Origin of the sequence: Superficieibacter electus, assembly GCF_002915575.1 — a bacterium.
Classification (GTDB): domain Bacteria; phylum Pseudomonadota; class Gammaproteobacteria; order Enterobacterales; family Enterobacteriaceae; genus Superficieibacter; species Superficieibacter electus.
Genome location: NZ_PQGD01000019.1, coordinates 1 through 20,536 on the forward strand (window position 1 = coordinate 1; position 20,536 = coordinate 20,536).

Annotated in this window: 20 protein-coding genes; 12 read left to right on the forward strand and 8 right to left on the reverse strand. The window is 54.7% G+C overall.

From position 1 onward, the window contains the following. Positions 1–100: 100 nt before the first annotated feature. Positions 101–1,591 carry a nicotinate phosphoribosyltransferase gene (locus tag CHU32_RS20565; protein ID WP_103677193.1) on the reverse strand — a complete coding sequence of 497 codons (1,491 nt, stop codon included), beginning with the start codon at positions 1,589–1,591 and terminating at the stop codon, positions 101–103. A 13-nt stretch (positions 1,592–1,604) separates the two neighbouring features. Next, on the reverse strand, positions 1,605–2,465 hold the full coding sequence (gene prs, locus CHU32_RS20570) for a ribose-phosphate diphosphokinase (protein ID WP_103677194.1): 861 nt from the start codon (positions 2,463–2,465) through the stop codon (positions 1,605–1,607). Positions 2,466–2,662: 197 nt separating this feature from the next. On the opposite strand from prs, the gene CHU32_RS20575 reads away from it, so the two are divergent. From CHU32_RS20575 to CHU32_RS20590, 4 genes are all read left to right on the forward strand, one after another. Then, positions 2,663–3,382: an NUDIX hydrolase gene (locus CHU32_RS20575; protein WP_103677195.1), complete on the forward strand. Its 720-nt coding sequence runs from the start codon at positions 2,663–2,665 to the stop codon at positions 3,380–3,382. An 81-nt stretch (positions 3,383–3,463) separates the two neighbouring features. Beyond that, a complete protein-coding gene (locus CHU32_RS20580; RefSeq protein ID WP_103677196.1) occupies positions 3,464–4,480 on the forward strand; it encodes a hydrolase in 1,017 nt (338 codons plus the stop codon). Between the two features lies 1 nt (position 4,481). After that, on the forward strand, positions 4,482–4,700 hold the full coding sequence (locus CHU32_RS20585; RefSeq protein WP_103677197.1) for a YheU family protein: 219 nt from the start codon (positions 4,482–4,484) through the stop codon (positions 4,698–4,700). A gap of 26 nt (positions 4,701–4,726) precedes the next feature. Continuing rightward, positions 4,727–5,596: a phosphoribulokinase gene (locus CHU32_RS20590; RefSeq protein ID WP_103677198.1), complete on the forward strand. Its 870-nt coding sequence runs from the start codon at positions 4,727–4,729 to the stop codon at positions 5,594–5,596. A 303-nt stretch (positions 5,597–5,899) separates the two neighbouring features. Here CHU32_RS20590 and CHU32_RS20600 read toward each other — a convergent pair whose 3' ends face one another. Continuing rightward, positions 5,900–6,304: an OsmC family protein gene (locus tag CHU32_RS20600; RefSeq protein WP_103677287.1), complete on the reverse strand. Its 405-nt coding sequence runs from the start codon at positions 6,302–6,304 to the stop codon at positions 5,900–5,902. 304 nt (positions 6,305–6,608) lie between these two features. Here CHU32_RS20600 and crp point away from each other — a divergent pair, with 304 nt between their 5' ends. Both crp and CHU32_RS20610 read left to right on the forward strand, forming a co-directional pair. Then, positions 6,609–7,241, forward strand: coding sequence for a cAMP-activated global transcriptional regulator CRP (gene crp / locus CHU32_RS20605; RefSeq protein WP_103677200.1), 633 nt, complete (start codon positions 6,609–6,611; stop codon positions 7,239–7,241). Between the two features lie 44 nt (positions 7,242–7,285). Then, positions 7,286–9,373 carry a YccS/YhfK family putative transporter gene (locus CHU32_RS20610; protein WP_103677201.1) on the forward strand — a complete coding sequence of 696 codons (2,088 nt, stop codon included), beginning with the start codon at positions 7,286–7,288 and terminating at the stop codon, positions 9,371–9,373. Here the strand turns inward: CHU32_RS20610 and argD are convergent. The 5 genes from argD to ppiA all read right to left on the reverse strand — a co-directional run bounded on the left by argD (position 9,354) and on the right by ppiA (position 12,809). Continuing rightward, positions 9,354–10,583, reverse strand: coding sequence for a bifunctional acetylornithine/succinyldiaminopimelate transaminase (argD, locus tag CHU32_RS20615; RefSeq protein ID WP_103677202.1), 1,230 nt, complete (start codon positions 10,581–10,583; stop codon positions 9,354–9,356). The genes CHU32_RS20610 and argD overlap by 20 nt on opposite strands. A gap of 87 nt (positions 10,584–10,670) precedes the next feature. Then, complete coding sequence (gene pabA / locus CHU32_RS20620; RefSeq protein WP_103677203.1) at positions 10,671–11,234, reverse strand: aminodeoxychorismate synthase component 2; 564 nt, start codon at positions 11,232–11,234, stop codon at positions 10,671–10,673. A 136-nt stretch (positions 11,235–11,370) separates the two neighbouring features. Next, positions 11,371–11,973 (reverse strand): putative adenosine monophosphate-protein transferase Fic, encoded by a 603-nt coding sequence (locus tag CHU32_RS20625; RefSeq protein WP_103677204.1) that lies wholly within the window; start codon positions 11,971–11,973, stop codon positions 11,371–11,373. Beyond that, complete coding sequence (locus tag CHU32_RS20630) at positions 11,963–12,130, reverse strand: YhfG family protein (protein ID WP_103677205.1); 168 nt, start codon at positions 12,128–12,130, stop codon at positions 11,963–11,965. The genes CHU32_RS20625 and CHU32_RS20630 overlap by 11 nt, the downstream gene beginning before the upstream one ends. A 106-nt stretch (positions 12,131–12,236) precedes the next feature. Then, entirely contained in the window at positions 12,237–12,809 is a 573-nt protein-coding gene (gene ppiA, locus CHU32_RS20635; protein ID WP_103677206.1) for a peptidylprolyl isomerase A, read from the reverse strand. 278 nt (positions 12,810–13,087) lie between these two features. Between ppiA and tsgA the strand changes: the two genes are divergently transcribed. The 6 genes from tsgA (at position 13,088) to CHU32_RS28080 (ending at position 20,492) form a co-directional block, all read left to right on the forward strand. Further along, positions 13,088–14,269 (forward strand): MFS transporter TsgA, encoded by a 1,182-nt coding sequence (gene tsgA / locus CHU32_RS20640; protein WP_103677207.1) that lies wholly within the window; start codon positions 13,088–13,090, stop codon positions 14,267–14,269. A 282-nt stretch (positions 14,270–14,551) separates the two neighbouring features. Next, positions 14,552–17,095 carry a nitrite reductase large subunit NirB gene (gene nirB, locus CHU32_RS20645; protein ID WP_103677208.1) on the forward strand — a complete coding sequence of 848 codons (2,544 nt, stop codon included), beginning with the start codon at positions 14,552–14,554 and terminating at the stop codon, positions 17,093–17,095. Further along, positions 17,092–17,418, forward strand: coding sequence for a nitrite reductase small subunit NirD (nirD, locus tag CHU32_RS20650; RefSeq protein ID WP_103750924.1), 327 nt, complete (start codon positions 17,092–17,094; stop codon positions 17,416–17,418). The genes nirB and nirD overlap by 4 nt, the downstream gene beginning before the upstream one ends. 354 nt (positions 17,419–17,772) lie before the next feature. Continuing rightward, positions 17,773–18,579 (forward strand): nitrite transporter NirC, encoded by an 807-nt coding sequence (gene nirC / locus CHU32_RS20655; RefSeq protein WP_103677210.1) that lies wholly within the window; start codon positions 17,773–17,775, stop codon positions 18,577–18,579. 14 nt (positions 18,580–18,593) lie between these two features. After that, complete coding sequence (cysG, locus tag CHU32_RS20660) at positions 18,594–19,967, forward strand: siroheme synthase CysG (RefSeq protein ID WP_103677211.1); 1,374 nt, start codon at positions 18,594–18,596, stop codon at positions 19,965–19,967. Positions 19,968–20,159: 192 nt separating this feature from the next. Then, positions 20,160–20,492, forward strand: a complete 333-nt coding sequence (locus CHU32_RS28080) for a hypothetical protein (protein WP_133159266.1) — start codon at positions 20,160–20,162, stop codon at positions 20,490–20,492. Positions 20,493–20,536: the final 44 nt, after the last annotated feature.

The window sequence follows — 20,536 nt, forward strand, 5'->3', positions numbered from 1 at the left end:
GTGGCGCTGCGCTTACCGGGCCTGCGGGGTGTACGGAGTACTCCCTCTCCCTCAGGGAGAGGGCCGGGGTGAGGGTGTGCCCGGCATGTCACAGGCAGCGTTAACCTTGCGCCGCCAGACGCTGGCGGATCTGCTCAAAATGTTCACGATTCACCAGCTTACCGTCGAGAAACCGGGTTTTGAGCTCACCCTGTTGCTCCTGATCCCAGGTTTGCTCGTCATGCAGCATCAGTTCGCCCTGCGCATCGCGCTCAACACGCAGCAGACCACGGGCAGAGCGTTTCATGCCGTTATCGGTTTTCGGCTCTTTGAAGATAGTGCGGCCTTCCCCATTTACCTGCCCCCACGTGGCTTTCATCGCAAAACCGAAAGTATCACGCGTGTTGTACTGATAGGTAAAAGATCCAATACCAAACACCACGTTAGAACTGGCAAAGCCTTTTGCCTCCAGACGGCGCAGGATTTCATTCGCCCGTTCAAGGGTAATGGAATCACCGTAAATCAGCCCAACATGCGGGTCGAGCACTTTATAGCCTTTCTCATTCACCGTGCCGCCAAAAATGTCCCATAACACTTCGACAGAACCTTTCTCTTCCGGACTGCGCTCAGCGCGAGTATCATCATCCGCCCCGGTACCACAAAGGATTTCCACCGGATCGCCACTGTCAGGCCGGAACACCACGCGTCCTTCACGGTTCATAATTAACGTTTTCAGCTCGCGGGTATATTCGGTCAGTACGCGCCAGTAGTCCCAGGTATCCGAGACGATTGAGACAAATCCCTGCGGATAAAGGTCGGCAATCAGGCGGCGAAACGTCTCAATTTCCCCGTCGTGCTGACCCATGCACATTACGCTATGCTCCGTCGCCGGAATGCTCGCGCCGATAAAATAGTCTTCACCGTCGGTGTAGTAATCCCGCGCATACAGGATGGAAGGAATGCTGTCGGTGCCTTTAAAGCTCAGCAGGTGACCACTCCCTGACTGCATGGTGTCCTGTAACCCGGACAGACCCCGGAAAGAAAAGTCGTGGCACTGAAAATCGAGATGTGAAACATCCGTACAGGTTTTCGCCGCCCACTTTTCGCAAATCTTACGGTAGTGGTGTGCGATGGTGGCATTAGTCGAGGCTTTCCATAGCTCCGCTGAAAGCACCGTTTCCAGGTAATTTACCAGCCAGAACGCATCGTCGCGGGTATTGGTAATCGTCAGCACCGGCACCTTCATCGGCACTTTACTGCCTTCATCCAGCGCTTTAATGTGCAGCGGAAGATAGCCCGTACGGTGCAGGGTACGAATATGATCGACGGCCACGGCATCACGCCCCAGATAGCTGTCCATCACCTGTTTGTATTCATTGACAACTTCATCTTCCGGGCGGGAGAAAAAGGCGTCGTTAAACAGATCGACCAGAAACCACTGCATAAAACCCTGCAAACCGAAGAACACCAGCTTGCCATCGGCGAGCGGGGACTGAAAGAAGCGATCGCTGCGCGGCGTAAAGTTGGAGTACACCTTCGTGGTGCCCTGCGGATACTGCACACGGTGCGATACCTTGTAGCCATCGATAGCCAGAATGGGGTTCATTTTCATGATGTCTTCTCCGTTAAGCGCCGTAAATAGCCGCAATATCAATCAGTTCGAGTTTTGGATGCGCCAGCGTGGGTGAGGTTATTGACGTAGTGGTGTAAATCGCGTCGATGCCATTTTCGAGCAGATGCTCCACGCCTTTAGAAAAGATGCCGTGCGTCACGTACAGGCTGACGCTACGTGCGCCAGCGTCGCGCAGTACCTGAGCGGAGCCGATAAACGTGCCGCCTGCGTCACACAGATCATCAACAATCAGCACATCCCTGCCCTTCACCTCGCCGGAAACCAGCGCAAAGCCAGTCAGATTGCCGCTCGCCACATCGCGCTTTTTGCTTAATACCGCATAGTCAGATGCGCCAACCGCTCTGGCAACCGCATCTATTTTTTTCAGCGCGCCAGCGTCGGGAGCGACCAGCATCAGCGCCTGCTGCTGAAATTGACGAGCCAGAGTGGGGCTGTGCAGCAAACAGACTTCTTGCGGTACAGTGACAAAATTATCGATCGCCGCGCCTGCCGCGTCGCTATGCGGATCAAGCACCTTCACTTTATCAAAACGCAGGGTGTTGAGTTGGCGGGCGAAAACCTTCAGCGCAAAGCTGTCGCCCGGCACCATATAACGGTCCTGACGTGCCCATGGCAGCCACGGCAATTCCAGATGGCTGACCAGCACATCGGTGGTATGGTGCACGGCATCCACCAGTTGCGCCAGCAGCATGAAGTCATTCATATCACGCATCGCGGCGGCACGGATGCGCATCAACCGCGCCGTGTCCGGTAGCGCACCCGTTACTTTCAGCCATACTGCGCCATCGGGAAAAACGCCGTTTGTGATGGCAATTTCTTGATTATCAATGAATAACTGCAACCGTTTTTCCATTTGTTCGCCCTCTCAATCAATTATTGTCCCTGCGACAATTTAATAATGTCCCTAAGACACATATTATGCAAGTTATTTTTTGACCAAAAAGCAAAATAGCCTTAATTGCCTGATAACCGAAATAAAAAAAGCGCCTGTGTTGTGCGGACCGGGCTGGTAAACTGGGACATTCTTTCCACTACGAGCGGCCCCGGTAAATGACGACAGAAGCGGAATACCTGAAAAACTACGATGCCAGCCGTTTCCCGTCGCCGCTGGTGACGGTAGATAGTGTGCTGTTTACCCTGCATCAGGGCGAGCTTTGTGTGTTGCTGGTGGAGCGCGCCAGTCAGCCGCAGCAGGGGCGCTGGGGATTGCCGGGCGGTTTCATCGACATCAAGCGTGACGCCTCGACACGCGATACCGCGCTGCGCAAGCTGACCGAAAAAACGGGTATCTCACCATCGTGGCTGGAACAGCTCGACACGTTTTCAGGGCCAGAGCGCGATCCGCGCGGCTGGAGTCTGACGGTTAGCTGGTTTGCACTTATCTCCTGGGTGGATTGCGCGCCGCATATTGCCACCGTCAGCGATGCGAAATGGCTCCCGGTACGTTCGCTCGCTGGCTATGAACTCGCGTTTGATCATGCCGCTATCGTCCAGGCCGGTTTGCACCGCCTGCGGCAAAAAACCATGTATTCCCTGCTGCCGGTGTATTGCCTGCCTGAGACGTTTACTCATGCGCAGCTTCAGGAAGCAACGGAAATCATCCTCGGCCAGCCTATTCAGCGGAAAAGTTTGATCCGCCGTATTGAGGCTTCGGGCATGCTGGAAGAGACCGGCGAAAGCGTGGCGACCGGCGCACGCAAGGCACGGCTGTGGCGGCGCAAGCCCGGCGTGGATATCCATCTTTTTTCCCGTAATCTACTGGCTGAATAAAGGCCAGCCCCTTAAATGCATAAACCGCACTAATGATTACGGGTTATAGTGTGACGCAACTTTCTTATACAAACCTCGGTCATGGCTCAAATTTCATCTGAAGAAACGCTCATCGGGCAAAACGATACGCCATTTTTCCACCCCATGCCGTGGGCGCGGAATCCGCATCTGCAAACCATGCTGCCGCGCCTGCTGCGCCGCCGTGTGCTGTTTACGCCCGTCTGGCACCGCCTGGATTTGCCGGATGGTGATTTTGTCGATCTTGCGTGGAGTGAAGATCCGCATCAGGCGAGACATAAACCCCGGCTGGTGGTTTTTCACGGCCTGGAGGGCAGCCTGCACAGCCCCTACGCGCACGGCCTGATCAATGCCGCGAAAGCGCGTGGCTGGCTCGGCGTAGTGATGCATTTTCGCGGCTGTAGCGGCGAACCCAACCGTCTGAATCGCATTTATCATTCGGGTGAAACCGAAGACGGCACCTGGTTTTTACACTGGCTGCAGCGCGAATTTGGCAACGTGCCTACAGCGGCGGTGGGCTACTCGCTGGGGGGCAATATGCTGGCGTGCCTACTGGCAAAAGAAGGTGCGCAAGCTCCGCTGGATGCAGCGGCGATCGTCTCCGCGCCCTTCGTGCTGGAAGCCTGCAGTTATCACATGGAAAAAGGCTTTTCCCGCGTCTATCAGCGCTACCTGCTTAACCTGCTCAAAGGGAATGCAACCCGCAAACTGAAGGCGTATCCCGGCACGCTCCCCATTGAACTGGCCCAGCTCAAACAGGTCCGCCGCCTGCGTGAGTTTGACGATTTGATCACCGCGCGTATTCACGGTTTTGCCGATGCTATCGACTATTATCGTCAGTGCAGCGCGATGCCGCTGCTCAATCAGATCGCCAAACCGACGCTGATCATCCATGCTAAAGACGATCCGTTTATGGATCACCACGTTATTCCCGACCCCGACACTTTGCCGCCGCAGGTGGAATACCAGCTCACCGAGCATGGTGGTCATGTGGGATTTGTCGGCGGTACGTTGCGGCACCCGGAAATGTGGCTGGAAAAACGTATCCCCGACTGGCTAAAAACATACCTCGGAGCCTGAGATGATTATTCCCTGGCAGGATCTCGCCCCTGATACCCTCGACAGCCTGATTGAAAGCTTTGTCTTGCGCGAAGGCACCGATTATGGTGAACATGAACGTTCGCTCGAGCAAAAAGTCGCCGACGTCAAACATCAGCTGCAAACGGGCGACGCCGTGCTGGTGTGGTCAGAACTGCATGAGACGGTCAATATTATGCCTCGTAAACAGTTCCGCGACTGATTTTACTGATTACTCAGGGAGTTGCTATGTCTGCCAAACATCCGGTGATTGCGGTTACAGGTTCCAGCGGTGCGGGAACCACCACCACCAGCCTTGCCTTCCGTAAAATTTTTGCCCAGCTCAACCTGCATGCGGCGGAAGTCGAAGGCGATAGCTTTCATCGCTATACCCGCCCGGAAATGGATATGGCGATCCGCAAAGCGCGCGATTTGGGACGGCATATCAGCTACTTTGGACCCGAGGCTAACGACTTCGGCCTGCTGGAAAACACCTTTATTGAGTACGGCCATTCAGGCACAGGCCAGGCGCGTAAGTATCTTCACACCTATGACGAAGCGGTGCCGTGGAATCAGGTGCCTGGCACATTTACGCCGTGGCAGCCGTTGCCGGAACCCACTGACGTACTGTTTTATGAAGGATTACACGGCGGTGTGGTCACCCCTCAACATGACGTGGCACGCCATGTTGACTTGCTGGTCGGTGTGGTGCCGATCGTCAACCTGGAATGGATTCAGAAACTGATCCGCGACACCAGCGAACGCGGCCACTCTCGTGAGGCAGTGATGGACTCCGTGGTACGCTCAATGGAAGATTATATTAACTTCATCACTCCGCAGTTTTCCCGCACCCATATTAACTTCCAGCGGGTACCGACCGTGGATACCTCGAATCCTTTCGCCGCCAAAGGCATCCCCTCGCTGGACGAAAGTTTTGTGGTGATCCATTTTCGCAATCTGGAAGGCATTGATTTCCCGTGGCTGCTGGCAATGCTTCAGGGATCGTTTATTTCCCACATTAACACCCTGGTGGTGCCCGGCGGAAAAATGGGTCTGGCCATGGAACTGATTATGCTGCCGCTGGTGCAACGGCTGATGGAAGGCAAAAAGATCGAATAGTATCAGGGTAAAATCCCCCTGCTACGGCCCCGGCGCACCTTTGCCCGGCGGCGCTGGCGCTTGCACGGGCCTACATTCATTATTGACAGTGTACGCCATCATCCGTCCCGTAGGCCGGGTAAGCGCAGCACCAACCGGCATTACAATCGGTTGATATTGTACGATTTTACCCCGGCTCGTAGGCCGGGTAAGCGCAGCGCCACCCGGCATTACAATCGGTTGATATTGTATGATTTTACCCCGGCCCGTAGGCCGGGTAAGCGCAGCGCCACCCGGCATTAGACCGCCGCTGCTGGCCCTATCCTATGCGGCGACCACCTCATAGGAATGGGTAATATTCACGGCCTTACCCAGCATCAGCGCCACTGAACAATACTTCTCGGCAGAGAGATCCACCGCCCGCGCCACCGCAGCATCTTTCAGGTCATTACCGGTGACAATGAAGTGCAGATTGATATGGGTAAACAAACGCGGGGCTTCTTCACGGCGCTCTGAGGTCAACGTCACCTCGCAGTTGGTGACCTCCTGACGTCCCTTTTGCAGGATGGAGACAACGTCGATTGCGCTGCATCCCCCCGCCGCCATTAACACCATTTCCATTGGGCTGGGAGCCTTATCACCCGAGTTGCCGTCCATTAAAACCTGATGCCCGGACGCCGACTCGCCTAAGAATGTTAACCCTTCTACCCATTTCACTCGCGCTTGCATAAACATCCACTCCAGCATGGTAATTTTCTTCACAGATTACGCGCACATAACAATTCTCGCAACGTAAGGCGACCTACATCATGCTGAAGCGAGACACCAGGAGACAGGCGGCAAAAGCTATGCTAAAACAGACGGGATGCTACAGTGATATATTGACTTTGGCGCATGTATGCAAAGGACTTTAGATTAACGGCTGCGGAGCATACCGACAGTCAACTTCCCGTCAGAGGGAAGAATACGATTGCAACCCCGGAGGCGACGCCGTTAGCCGCCGGAGATAGCTTATAACAGAGGATAACCGCGCATGGTGCTTGGCAAACCGCAAACAGACCCGACTCTCGAATGGTTCTTGTCTCATTGCCACATTCATAAGTACCCATCGAAGAGCACGCTAATTCACCAGGGTGAAAAGGCGGAGACGCTGTATTACATCGTCAAAGGCTCCGTGGCAGTACTGATTAAGGATGAAGAAGGGAAAGAGATGATCCTTTCTTACCTCAACCAGGGCGATTTCATCGGTGAACTGGGCCTTTTTGAAGAGGGCCAGGAACGTAGCGCCTGGGTACGTGCAAAAACCGCCTGTGAAGTGGCGGAAATCTCCTATAAGAAATTCCGTCAGCTTATCCAGGTTAACCCGGATATTCTGATGCGGCTATCCGCGCAAATGGCGCGCCGTTTACAGGTCACATCTGAAAAAGTGGGCAACCTCGCCTTCCTCGATGTCACCGGCCGTATTGCGCAGACGCTGCTTAACCTTGCAAAACAGCCGGATGCTATGACCCACCCGGACGGCATGCAAATCAAAATCACCCGTCAGGAGATTGGCCAGATCGTCGGTTGCTCTCGCGAAACGGTGGGGCGTATCCTGAAAATGCTGGAAGATCAGAGCCTGATCTCCGCGCACGGTAAAACTATCGTCGTCTACGGCACCCGCTAAGCTCGACAGTCGGCGCATTCATTGTAATGCGCCGATCACCTTCTATGTGGCGCAGGCTTATCTATCACCCGGAAGTGAACTATGCACTACGACAAACGCTGGTGCTGTGTTTGCCCGTGGCTATTGGCCTGATCGTCGGCCAGCTCCAGTATGGCCTGCTTTTTTCGCTTGTCCCTGCCTGCTGCAATATTGCCGGTCTCGATACGCCGCATAAGCGATTTTTTAAACGCCTTATTATTGGCGGAACACTATTCGCCGGCAGCAGCCTGGCCGTTCAACTTCTGCTGGCGCAGGGCGCACCGTTACCGCTGGTCCTGACCGCGCTGGCACTGATCCTGGGTGTGACGGCGGAAATCAGTCCCTTGCACGCGCGTCTGCTCCCCGCCTCACTCATTGCCGCTATTTTCACCCTCAGTCTGGCGGGTTCCATGCCGGTATGGCAACCGATGCTCCTGTATGCCACCGGTACGCTCTGGTACGGTCTGTTTAACTGGTTCTGGTTCTGGCTATGGCGCGAACAGCCACTGCGCGAATCATTAAGCCTGCTTTATCGCCAGCTTGGGGATTACTGTGAAGCAAAATACAGCCTGTTAACGCAGCACGCCGATCCGGAAAATGCGCTGCCCCCACTGCTGGCGCGTCAGCAGAAAACGGTAGATCTAATTACCCAGTGCTACCAGCAGCTGTACATGCTGTCAGAAAAAAAGCATCACAACTACAAGCGGCTGCGCTGGATGTTCCAGATGGCGCTGGATTTGCAGGAGCATATTTCCGTCAGTCTTCACCAGCCAGAAGAGGTGCAAAAGCTGGTGGAGCAAAGCCATGCAGAAGCGGTGATCCGCTGGAATGCGCAGACCATTGCCACGCGGCTGCGCGTGATGGCCGACGATATTCTCTATCATCGCTACTCTGGCCGTTTTACGATGGAAAAACAGATTGGCGCGCTGGAGAAAATTGCCCGGCAAAACCCGGAAAATCCCGTGGGTCAGTTCTGCGCCTGGCATTTCAGCCGCATCGCCCGCGTGCTGAAGACGCTGCGTCCGCTTTACCCGCGCGATTTAATGGCCGACCGCCAGCGCCGCCTGCCGCTGTGGTCCGCCTTAAAAAGTTACCTGTCGCTGAAATCTCCCGCGCTGCGTACTTCCGCCCGGCTTAGCGTCATGCTCAGTATCGCCAGTCTTGCCGGAAATGTGCTGCATCTGCCCAAGCCATACTGGATCTTAATGACCATTATGTTTGTGACGCAGAACGGCTATGGTGCGACGCGAGTGCGCATTCTCCACCGGACGCTGGGCACGCTGGTCGGGCTAATGATAGCGGGCGCGACCCTGCATTTTAAGGTGCCGGATGGTTTTACCCTCTGCGCAATGCTCGCCATCACCCTCCTCAGTTATTTGATCCTGAGAAAAAATTACGGCTGGGCGATGATTGGTTTTACCGTTACCGCGGTATATACCCTTCAGTTGATCAACCTTAACGGTGAGCAGTTTATTCTGCCACGAATGATCGACACGGCGCTGGGCTGCCTGATTGCCTTCGGCGGAATGGTCTGGTTATGGCCGCAGTGGCAAAGCGGCTTGCTGAGACAAAATGCCCACGCGGCGCTGGAGGCAGACCAGGATGCGCTGCGGCTGATATTAAGCGACGACCCGCAGGCCCCGACGCTCGCGTATCACCGTATGCGGGTTAATCAGGCGCATAACACGTTGTTTAACTCATTAAATCAGGCCATGCAGGAGCCGGGCTTTAACACCCGGTATCTGGCAGACATGAAATTGTGGGTAACGCACAGCCAGTTTATCGTCGAGCATATCAATGCCATGACCACCCTGGCGCGCGAGCATAATATGCTGACGCCGGATCTGGCGGAGCGCTATCTGCAATCCTGCGAAATCGGCATTCAGCGCTGCCAGCAGCGCTTAAACTCAGAAGGTGCGGGCAGCACGGGGGACGCTAATATTCTGGAAGCGCCTGACGCCGCGCCACAAGGGCCGCTCAGTACGATGGAGCGGCACCTTGAGCGCATTATCGGACACCTGAACACCATGCATACCATCTCGTCGGTAGCCTGGCGTCAGCGTCCGCATCATGGGATCTGGTTAAACAGAACGCTTAGCGGCGAGAAGCGCTAACAATCTGCCCCACCGCCTGGGCAAATCGCGCCATGCCTTCGTCAATATCCGCCTCTTCTACCACCAGAGATGGCGCAAAGCGCATGACATCAGGCCCGGCGTTGAGCACCATTACGCCTTCATCTGCGGCAGCGTACAGGAAATCACGCGCCCGGCCTTTGAACTGCGGTTGCAGTTCGGCACCAATCAATAGCCCCATCCCGCGAATGTCGCTGAATAGCGCGTATTTCTCATTGATCTGTTGCAGGTGCTGCACAAAGCGCTGACGTTTGGTATTGATGCCGCTTAATACCTCTGGCGTGTTAATAATATCAAACGCGGCACCGGCCACCGCGCAGGCCAGCGGATTACCACCATAGGTTGAACCGTGCGAACCGGCATGAAATGCACTGGCAATCTCATGGGTGGTAAGCATGGCGCTGATCGGGAAACCACCGCCGAGCGCTTTGGCGCTGGTGAGGATATCCGGCGTCACGCCATAATGCATATAGGCGAAGAGATCGCCGGTACGTCCCATACCGCACTGTACTTCATCAAACACCAGCAGCGCCTGATGGCGATCGCACAGGTCGCGCAATCCCTGCAAAAATTCCGGCGTCGCTGCCATCACCCCGCCTTCGCCCTGAATCGGTTCTACCACCACCGCGCAGGTATGATCGTCCATTACCGCCTTGACCGCGTGGAGATCGTTAAACGGTACGTGAATAATGTCTGCCGGTTTTGGCCCAAAGCCGTCGGAGTATTTTGGCTGTCCGCCGACGGAAACGGTGAACAGCGAGCGGCCGTGAAAAGCGTTATGAAAAGCGATAATTTTGGTTTTGAACGGGCTGTGGCGCACGCAGGCATAATGCCGCGCCAGTTTAAACGCGGTTTCATTGGCTTCCGTGCCGGAGTTCATAAAGACGACCCGCTCGGCAAAAGTGGCATCGACAATCTTGCGTCCCAGACGCAGCGCTGGCTCGTTGGTAAACACGTTGCTGGTATGCCACAACGTCTCACCCTGGGTTTTCAGCGCCTCAACCAGCGCCGGATGGCAATGCCCCAACGCAGTCACCGCAATTCCGCCCGCAAAATCAACGTATTCTTTGCCCTGCTGATCCCACACCCTGCTGCCCAGTCCTTTGACCGGAATAAACTCAGCCGGTGCATAAATCGGCAGGATCACTTCATCAAACGTTGCGCGCGTTATTGCTGGTTGTTCAGTTGCCATGTCATGCCCACCCTTCTTCATGCAGAAATGAATGTGATATTATAATCACAAAATATGCATAAAAAATCACTCAATGGCAACTATAAATCAGCGATGCAGAAAATTCGCCAGTAGCTGATGCCCTTGCTCACTCAGAATGCTTTCCGGATGAAACTGTACGCCCTCCAGATCCCACTGCCGGTGGCGGATGCCCATAATCTCTCCGCTATCGCTCCACGCCGTTACCTCAAAACATTCCGGCAGCGTCGGCGGGTCGATAACCAGCGAATGGTAGCGCGTGACAGTCAGCGGGTTATTCAGCCCGCGGAATACGCCATTGCCGTTGTGCGTAACCGGGGACGTTTTGCCGTGCATCACCTTCGCTGCCCGCACAATGGTGGCCCCCAGCGCCTGGGCAATAGCCTGATGACCCAGGCAAACGCCCAGCACAGGCACTTGTCCGGCGTAACGATGAATGATTTCCAGCGAGATACCGGCTTCATCCGGCGTACAAGGACCGGGAGAAATCACTATTTTACGCGGATTAAGCGCGGCAACCTGTGCCAGCGTCAGCTCATCATTGCGGCGCACCAGCACCTCGGCTCCCAGTTCGCTAAAGTACTGAAACAGGTTCCAGGTAAAAGAATCGTAGTTATCAATGAGGAGCAGCATAGTTCGACACGCGAGTGAAAGAAGGCCGACAGGGTAACAAATTGCTGGCAAAACACCACGCCGGGCGGCGAGGCATGAAGCTTACTATCCTGTACGGCCCAACATATCGCCGGGCCGTATGAAATGAAAGCAGCCATCACGCCACTTCGGCTGCTTCGCTTACCACGTCAGTAAAGATTGCTTCCAGCGGCGCAAGATCGCCCATTGCCCCGCTCTGATTAGCCTGCCGCCAGGCCTCGACATCAATACCGCGCCAGTCAAGCACGTAGCCCGCATGAATTGCCAGCTGCTCGAAGAAAATACGCTGCGCCAGGCCGTTACCGAGGCGGAAAGGATGCAGGACGTTAATCTCGCAGTAATAGTGCGCCAGCCGGGCGATGAATTCGCTTTTCTCCAGCCCCGCCAGATATTCTTCCTCTTCCAGCGCCTGCATCAGGGCGTTGCCTTCGTTTTCGATATACTGAAAATTGCAGAAGCGGGTATCATCTTTGTAGATGTCAATTTCGCGTAGCTGACCGGCCCAGTCGAATACATCCTGATAAAGCTGGCGATGAATCGCGCAAAGATGCGGTAGCCCACGCACCTGCGGCCCCAGTTCAATGGTGGCTGCCCGGAGCGCGGTCAGTTCATATGCCGCCTGCTCCAGCCGTTTATCCTGACGAATGCCCAGCCGGTTACGCAGTACGTTGATACCGGGATAGAGATAAGGGTCGCGCCCGTCGCCGTATTTATCGCTCATAGTGCCTCCTGAGTTCTTCAAGACGCGCCAGCGCATCTTCCGCCGTCAGCGACTGCAAAGGAATATCAACCCCTTCCAGTCGGCGGCTGGCCTGGAAGTTTTCATTACGCAGATGTTCCCAGAGACGGGTTTTTTGCTTGTCGGTGAGCTTTTTCATACTGACCTCCCTGATTGTGCCCTTATGTGCCTCAAGTATAAGCATCATTTTCAGGTTACGCAGGGAAGCAAGATGACGCGGATCGGGCGATCCGCGTCGGAAACCGTTACGGCATGACTTTCGCTGAGAGGATCACAATCGGTTTTGTGGGCACATTTTGATAAGGGCCAACATCGTGCGAGGGAGCCTGAGAAATTTTATCGGCAACGTCCATCCCTTTTACTACTTTTGCGAAGACCGCGTAGCCAAAGTCGCGCTGGCCGTGATCGAGGAAGGCGTTATCGGCAACGTTGATGAAGAACTGGCTGGTCGCGCTGTCTTTATCGGCAGTGCGCGCCATTGCCACAGTACCACGCGTATTACGTAGCCCGTTATCGGCTTCGTTTTTAATCGGTGGGTTCGGCTGCTTTTGCTGCATCTGCTCGTTAAAGCCGCCACCCTGCACCATAAAACCGGGGATCACGCGGTGAAAGGTCGTGTTGTTATAGAAGCCGCTATTAACGTAATCAAGAAAGTTTTTAACTGACACCGGCGCTTTCTGGCTGTCCAGCTCCAGCTCAATGTTACCCGCTGAAGTGGTCAACAGGACGTGCGGGTCGCCTTTGGCGGCCAGCGCTGCCGGGGAGAGTGCTGAGAGTGTGAAAACGGTAACAACCGCAGCCAGAGTGGTTTTGAGCATGTGATTTCCTTAACGGGGGCAGCAACGAAAGCAAGTGGCTTGATTCTAAAGAGGCTTTCCCCCCCAGGCCAGCCTTTTACTTAATTTTACGATGCTGAAACAGTTGTAACCGACCGGACCACGGTTTACCGCATAATATAATGTGATTAACATCACGATAACGAATGTAATGATGCAAACTTTTTGTAATAAAGATTTAAATACATCACTCGATTGCATAAAATCTATCCGCCCAGCGCAAAGTCAATGCGCTTTACATATCTATTCACAGGCCAGTCATGACTAACAGCAATCGAATTAAGCTCACATGGATCAGCTTCCTCTCCTACGCCCTTACCGGTGCGCTGGTGATCGTCACCGGAGTGGTGATGGGAGATATCGCAAACTATTTTAATTTGCCCGTGTCCAGCATGAGCAACACCTTCACTTTTCTTAATGCAGGTATCCTCATTTCCATTTTTCTCAATGCCTGGCTGATGGAAATCGTACCGCTGAAAACACAGTTACGCTTTGGCTTCGTGCTGATGGTGCTGGCTGTTGCCGGGTTGATGCTCAGCCACAGCCTCGCCCTTTTCTCCGCCGCTATGTTTGTACTGGGGCTGGTGAGCGGGATCACCATGTCGATTGGTACGTTTCTGGTGACGCAAATGTATGAGGGTCGTCAGCGCGGTTCACGCCTGCTGTTTACCGACTCTTTCTTCAGCATGGCGGGGATGATTTTCCCGATGGTTGCCGCATATCTGCTGGCGCGCAGCATTGAATGGTACTGGGTTTATGCCTGTATCGGACTGGTTTACGTCGCCATCTTCATTCTGACGTTCGGCTGCGAATTCCCGGCACTGGGCAAACATGCGCCGAAAGACAGCCAGCCGGTAGCCCGTGAAAAATGGGGTATCGGCGTGCTGTTTCTCTCCATCGCCGCGCTGTGCTATATCCTCGGTCAACTGGGTTTTATCTCCTGGGTGCCGGAATACGCCAAAGGCCTTGGCATGAACCTGAACGATGGTAGTAAGCTGGTCAGTGATTTCTGGATGTCATACATGGTAGGCATGTGGGTATTCAGTTTTGTCCTGCGCTTCTTTGATCTGCAACGTATTCTGGTGGTCCTTGCCGGTGTAGCGACGGTACTGATGTACTTCTTCATTAAAGCGCAGCCCGAACATATGCCGTGGTTTATTCTGTCGCTCGGTTTCTTCTCCAGCGCCATCTATACCACCATCATTACGCTCGGATCGCAGCAAACGAAGTTACCGTCGCCGAAGCTGGTGAACTTTATTCTGACCTGCGGAACCATCGGCACCATGCTGACCTTTATCGTAACGGGTCCTATCGTGGCGCATAGCGGCCCACAGGCGGCGCTGTTAACGGCTAATGGCCTGTATGCTGTCGTCTTCGCTATGTGTCTGGCGCTGGGTTTTGTCACCCGTCATCGTCAGCACGCTGTCGCAACGTCGCACTAATCGCTTTCGCCCCTTTTCGTCCTGAAAAGGGGTTTCATTTTTCTCCCTCTAAATGTGTACTTCCTGTTAACTGCGGGAGTAATCGTCATTGCTTAAAAAGCTCACAATTTGCCTGCAAATTAATCAATCCTGAAAAGCCAGCGTTTTCCGGCACTTATAAAAATACTGACAAATCAGTCATCTACCCATTAAGGAGTAGTGAAAGGCGTATTTGATTTACATCAATAAGTGCGGTTGCTGAATCGTTAAGGTAGAGGTATTAGAATAGAAATCGAGGCAAAAATGAGCAAAGTCAGACTCGCAATTATCGGTAACGGCATGGTCGGCCATCGCTTTATTGAGGATCTTCTTGATAAAGCCCCGGCGGATCAGTTCGACATTACCGTATTCTGTGAAGAACCCCGTGTCGCCTACGATCGCGTCCACCTGTCCTCTTATTTTTCACATCATACCGCTGAGGAGCTTTCGCTGGTGCGCGAAGGCTTTTATGAAAAACATGGCATTAAGGTGCTGACTGGCGAGCGCGCCATTACCATCAACCGCCAGGAGAAAGTCATCCATTCCAGCGCCGGGCGTACCGTTTTTTACGACAAGCTGATCATGGCGACCGGTTCTTATCCGTGGGTCCCGCCGATTAAAGGCTCAGAGACGCAGGATTGTTTTGTTTATCGCACTATTGAAGACCTGAATGCCATTGAAGCCTGCGCCCGTCGCAGTCAACGCGGCGCGGTGGTGGGCGGTGGCCTGCTGGGCCTGGAAGCCGCCGGGGCGCTGAAAAATCTTGGCGTCGAAACCCACGTGATTGAATTCGCCCCAATGCTGATGGCGGAACAGCTGGATCAGATGGGTGGTGAACAGCTTCGCCGTAAGATTGAGAGCATGGGTGTGCGGGTGCACACCGGCAAAAACACCAAAGAGATCGTGCAGGAAGGCACTGAAGCGCGTAAAACCATGCGCTTTGCCGACGGCAGCGATCTGGAAGTGGACTTTATCGTCTTCTCAACCGGTATTCGTCCACGTGACAAACTGGCGACCCAGTGTGGTCTGGCCGTCGCACAGCGCGGCGGCATTATCATTAACGATACCTGCCAGACTTCTGACCCGGATATCTACGCCATTGGTGAATGCGCCAGCTGGACCAATCGCGTTTATGGGCTGGTAGCGCCGGGCTACAAAATGGCGCAGGTGGCGGTTGACCATATTCTCGGCACGCCAAACGTGTTTGCCGGGGCCGATCTGAGCGCCAAACTGAAACTACTGGGCGTGGATGTGGGCGGCATCGGCGATGCGCATGGCCGCACGCCGGGCGCGCGCAGCTACGTTTATCTCGACGAAAGCAAAGAAGTCTACAAACGTCTGATCGTCAGCCCGGATAACAAAACACTGCTCGGCGCGGTGCTGGTCGGCGATACCAGCGATTTCGGCAACCTGCTGCAACTGGTGCTGAACGCCATTGAACTGCCGGAAAACCCGGATGCGTTGATCCTTCCCGCTCACGCGGCGGGCGGCAAACCGTCCATCGGCGTGGATAAACTGCCGGATAGCGCGCAAATCTGCTCCTGCTTTGACGTCACCAAAGGCATGCTGATTTCAGCCATTAATAAAGGCTGTCATACCGTTGCCGCGCTGAAAGCGGAAACCAAAGCCGGGACCGGCTGCGGCGGCTGTATCCCGCTGGTCACCCAGGTGCTAAATGCAGAGCTGGCGAAACAGGGCATCGAAGTGAACCACAACCTGTGCGAACACTTTGCCTTCTCCCGTCAGGAGCTGTACCACCTGATCCGCGTGGAAGGCATTAAGTCCTTCGATGAGTTGCTGAACAAATACGGTAAAGGCTACGGCTGTGAAGTGTGTAAACCCACCGTCGGTTCATTGCTGGCCTCATGCTGGAACGACTATATCCTGCAACCGGAGCACACCTCGTTGCAGGATACGAACGATAACTTCCTCGCCAACATCCAGAAAGACGGGACTTACTCGGTGATCCCGCGCTCTGCCGGCGGTGAAATCACCCCGGAAGGGCTGATGGAAGTGGGCCGCATTGCCCGTGAATTTAACCTCTACACCAAAATCACCGGCTCGCAGCGTATCGGCCTGTTTGGTGCGCAGAAAGACGATCTGCCGGAAATCTGGCGTCAACTGATCGAAGCAGGTTTTGAAACCGGCCACGCGTATGCGAAAGCGCTGCGAATGGCGAAAACCTGCGTCGGCAGCACCTGGTGCCGCTACGGCGTCGGCGACAGCGTCGGCTTCGGCGTCGAGCTGGAAAACCGTTATAAAGGCATCCGTACCCCGCACAAAATGAAGTTCGGCGTCTCCGGCTGTACGCGTGAATGCGCGGAAGCGCAGGGCAAAGACGTGGGCATCATCGCCACTGAGAAAGGCTGGAACCTGTACGTCTGCGGCAACGGTGGAATGAAACCCCGTCATGCGGACCTGCTGGCAGCCGATCTGGATCGCGAAACGCTGCTGCATTACCTCGATCGTTTCATGATGTTCTATATCCGCACCGCGGATAAGCTGACCCGTACTGCATCGTGGCTGGATAGCCTGGAAGGCGGCATTGACTACGTGCGCAGCGTCATTATCGACGACAAACTGGGCATTAACACGCAGCTTGAAGCGGAAATGGCACGCCTGCGTGAGGCAGTGATTTGCGAATGGACCGAGACCGTAAATACCCCGGCGGCGCAGGTTCGCTTCAGACACTTTATCAACAGCGACCAGCGCGATCCGAACGTTCAGGTGGTCCCGGAACGCGCGCAACATCGTCCGGCAACGCCGTATGAACGTATCCCCGTCACTCTGGTGGAGGAAACCGCATGAGCCAGTGGCACACTATCTGCAAACTTGACGATATCATCCCGGCAACCGGCGTCTGCGCATTAGCAGGAACGGAGCAGGTCGCGATTTTTCGCCCTCGCGCTGATGAGCAGGTATTTGCTATCAGCAATATCGACCCGTTTTTTAACGCCCGCGTGCTGTCTCGCGGGCTGATCGCCGAACATCAGGAGGAGCTATGGGTGGCAAGCCCGCTAAAAAAACAGCGCTTCCGCCTGCGCGATGGGCTGTGCATGGAAGATGAAAGCCATTCGGTGAAACACTACGATACGCGCGTTAAAGACGGGGCGGTTCAGATTCGGCTGTAAGGCTCCCCCCCCTCACCCCGGCCCTCTCCCTCAGGGAGAGGGAGAAAAACCGCCCGCGGACAAACGCTGACCGCGAGAAATGCAGGCCATAAGGACAACGCCGGGCAGTCCCGCGAGCAATGCAGGCCACAAGGACAACGCCGGGCAGTCACGCGAGGAATGCAGGACACAAGGACAACACCGGGCAGTCCCGCGAGGAATGCAGGACACAAGGACAACGCCGGGCAGTCACGCGAGGAATGCAGGACACAAGGACAACGCCGGGCAGTCCCCTCTCCCTCAGGGAGAGGGCTAGGGTGAGGGTTGTTTTCGCTTTTCGCTTTTTTATTTTTCATTACCTTCAGGATAATCAACATGTTTACCGACACGATTAACAAGTGTGCGGCCAACGCTGCGCGCATCGCACGCCTCAACAGCAATAGTCCTCTTGGTTTCTGGATAAGCTCCGCCATGGCGGGCGCTTATGTGGGACTGGGGATCATCCTCATCTTTACCCTCGGCAATCTGCTCGATCCCGCCGTGCGCCCGCTGGTGATGGGTGCAACGTTCGGTATCGCCTTAACCCTGGTGATTATCGCCGGGTCCGAGCTTTTTACCGGTCACACCATGTTCCTGACGCTGGGCGTGAAAGCAGGCACTATCAGCCACGGCCAGATGTGGGCGATCCTGCCGCAGACCTGGCTTGGCAATTTAATTGGCTCCGTTCTGGTTGCGCTGCTGTACCACTGGGGCGGCGGTAGCCTGCTGCCGGTTGATACCAGCCTGGTGCATACCGTCGCGCTGGCAAAAACCGCAGCACCCGCTACCGTGCTGTTTTTTAAAGGCGCGCTATGTAACTGGCTGGTGTGCCTCGCTATCTGGATGGCGATTCGTACGGAAGGTGCAGCAAAATTCCTTGCAATCTGGTGGTGCCTGCTGGCCTTTATCGCCTCCGGTTACGAACACTCCGTCGCCAATATGACCCTGTTTGCGCTCTCCTGGTTTGGGCACCATAGCGACGCCTATACGCTCTCCGGTATTGGCCATAACTTGCTGTGGGTCACGCTGGGCAATACTTTTTCCGGCGCAGTATTTATGGGCCTGGGTTACTGGTATGCTACGCCGCGCGCCGAACGCCCCGAACCTGCCACCCCGGCTACACAAACAACCGTCAGCCAGTAAATTAAGGAAACGCCGTGGACCATTTGCCCATTTTTTGTCAGTTACGCGATCGCGCCTGTCTGCTCGTCGGCGGCGGTGACGTTGCTGAACGTAAAGCGCGGCTGCTGCTGGAGGCGGGTGCACGACTTACCGTAAACGCGCTCGCTTTTGTACCGCAGTTTGCGGTCTGGGAAGAGGCGGGGATGGTAACGCTGGCCAGGGGGGCCTTTAGCGAATCGCTGCTGGATGAGTGCTGGCTGGTCATTGCCGCCACGGATGATGAAGACGTTAACCAGCATGTCAGCGAGGCCGCCGAAGCTCGGCGCATTTTCTGTAACGTTGTGGATGCGCCTAAGCAGGCCAGTTTCATCATGCCTTCCATAATCGACCGCTCACCGCTGATGGTAGCCGTCTCATCCGGTGGTACGTCTCCGGTGCTGGCGCGTTTGCTGCGTGAGAAGCTGGAATCGCTCTTGCCGCTGCATCTGGGCCAGGTTGCACACTATGCCGGCCAGCTGCGTTCGCGTGTGAAAAAGCAGTTTGCGACCGTTGGCGAACGTCGCCGCTTCTGGGAAAAACTGTTTGTTAACGACCGCCTGGCGCAGTCGCTGGCGAATAACGATCCGAAAGCAGTCACGCAAACAACCGAGCAGTTGCTTGCCGAACCGCTGGACCACCGTGGCGAAGTGGTGCTGGTCGGTGCCGGACCGGGCGACGCCGGGCTTTTAACGCTCAAAGGGTTGCAGCAAATCCAGCAGGCTGATGTGGTGGTTTACGATCGGCTGGTCTCTGACGACATTATGAACCTGGTGCGTCGCGACGCCGATCGTGTCTTTGTCGGCAAACGGGCGGGTTTTCACTGTGTGCCACAGGATGAGATTAACCAGATCCTGCTGCGGGAAGCGCAAAAAGGGAAGCGCGTCGTGCGCCTGAAAGGCGGTGACCCGTTTATCTTCGGGCGCGGCGGTGAAGAGCTGGAAACCCTGTGCCATGCTGGTATTCCGTTTTCTGTTGTGCCGGGCATTACTGCGGCTTCAGGCTGTTCAGCCTACTCGGGCATTCCACTTACCCACCGCGACTACGCGCAAAGCGTGCGTCTGGTCACCGGCCATCTGAAAACCGGCGGCGAGCTGGACTGGGTAAATCTGGCGGCAGAAAAACAGACACTGGTGTTCTATATGGGGCTCAATCAGGCGGCGGCGATTCAGGAAAAGCTGATTGAACACGGTATGTCTGCCGAAATGCCGGTAGCCATCGTGGAAAACGGGACGGCAATTGAGCAGCGCGTGGTTGATGGTACGCTGGCGCAGCTCGGGCTGATGGCCCTGCAGATGCAAAGCCCGGCGTTAATTATCGTGGGCCAGGTAGTGGCGCTACGCCAGAAATTAAACTGGTTTTCAAATCATTAAGCCCTTCTTCGGGCGCGAATACTTTTCGCGCCCATGCACAATACAAACATATGACTCTTATAATTATTAATATTTAACACCTTTTTAAGTTAATCAATTATCTATTTCCCGCCGGATAGCGTTAAATAAAAGCCACTTGGTCCGGCACAGCCAACGTTAAGTTCAGGCGTTTATTAATCAAGAGATAACCTCATGAAAAAAAATACTAAAAGCCGCCATCGTGCTGTTGACACCCTCCCCTCTTGCCATCCGAACGGAATATTAAGAACAAAAATAAAACATGCTCCTGACATTATCTTCCTGACCATTCTATTTATAAAATCAGCGGAGCCGCGGTATAAAAATAAGCGCAGACTTTATGAACAAGTTCATTTTTATTACTCACAAAAGATCGCACCTGTGTTTTTTATCGGGGTTGCCGTATTAGCTAAGCCTTGCCATCAACTGGCTGTGGGTAAGTCCCTCCTTTATGTGCCGACTGCAGTGCCGGTTTGCCGTCAAAAATATTATTCATGTAGTAAATGAATACACCCAAAAACTTTATAAATTCTTAAAATATAATTAACTCA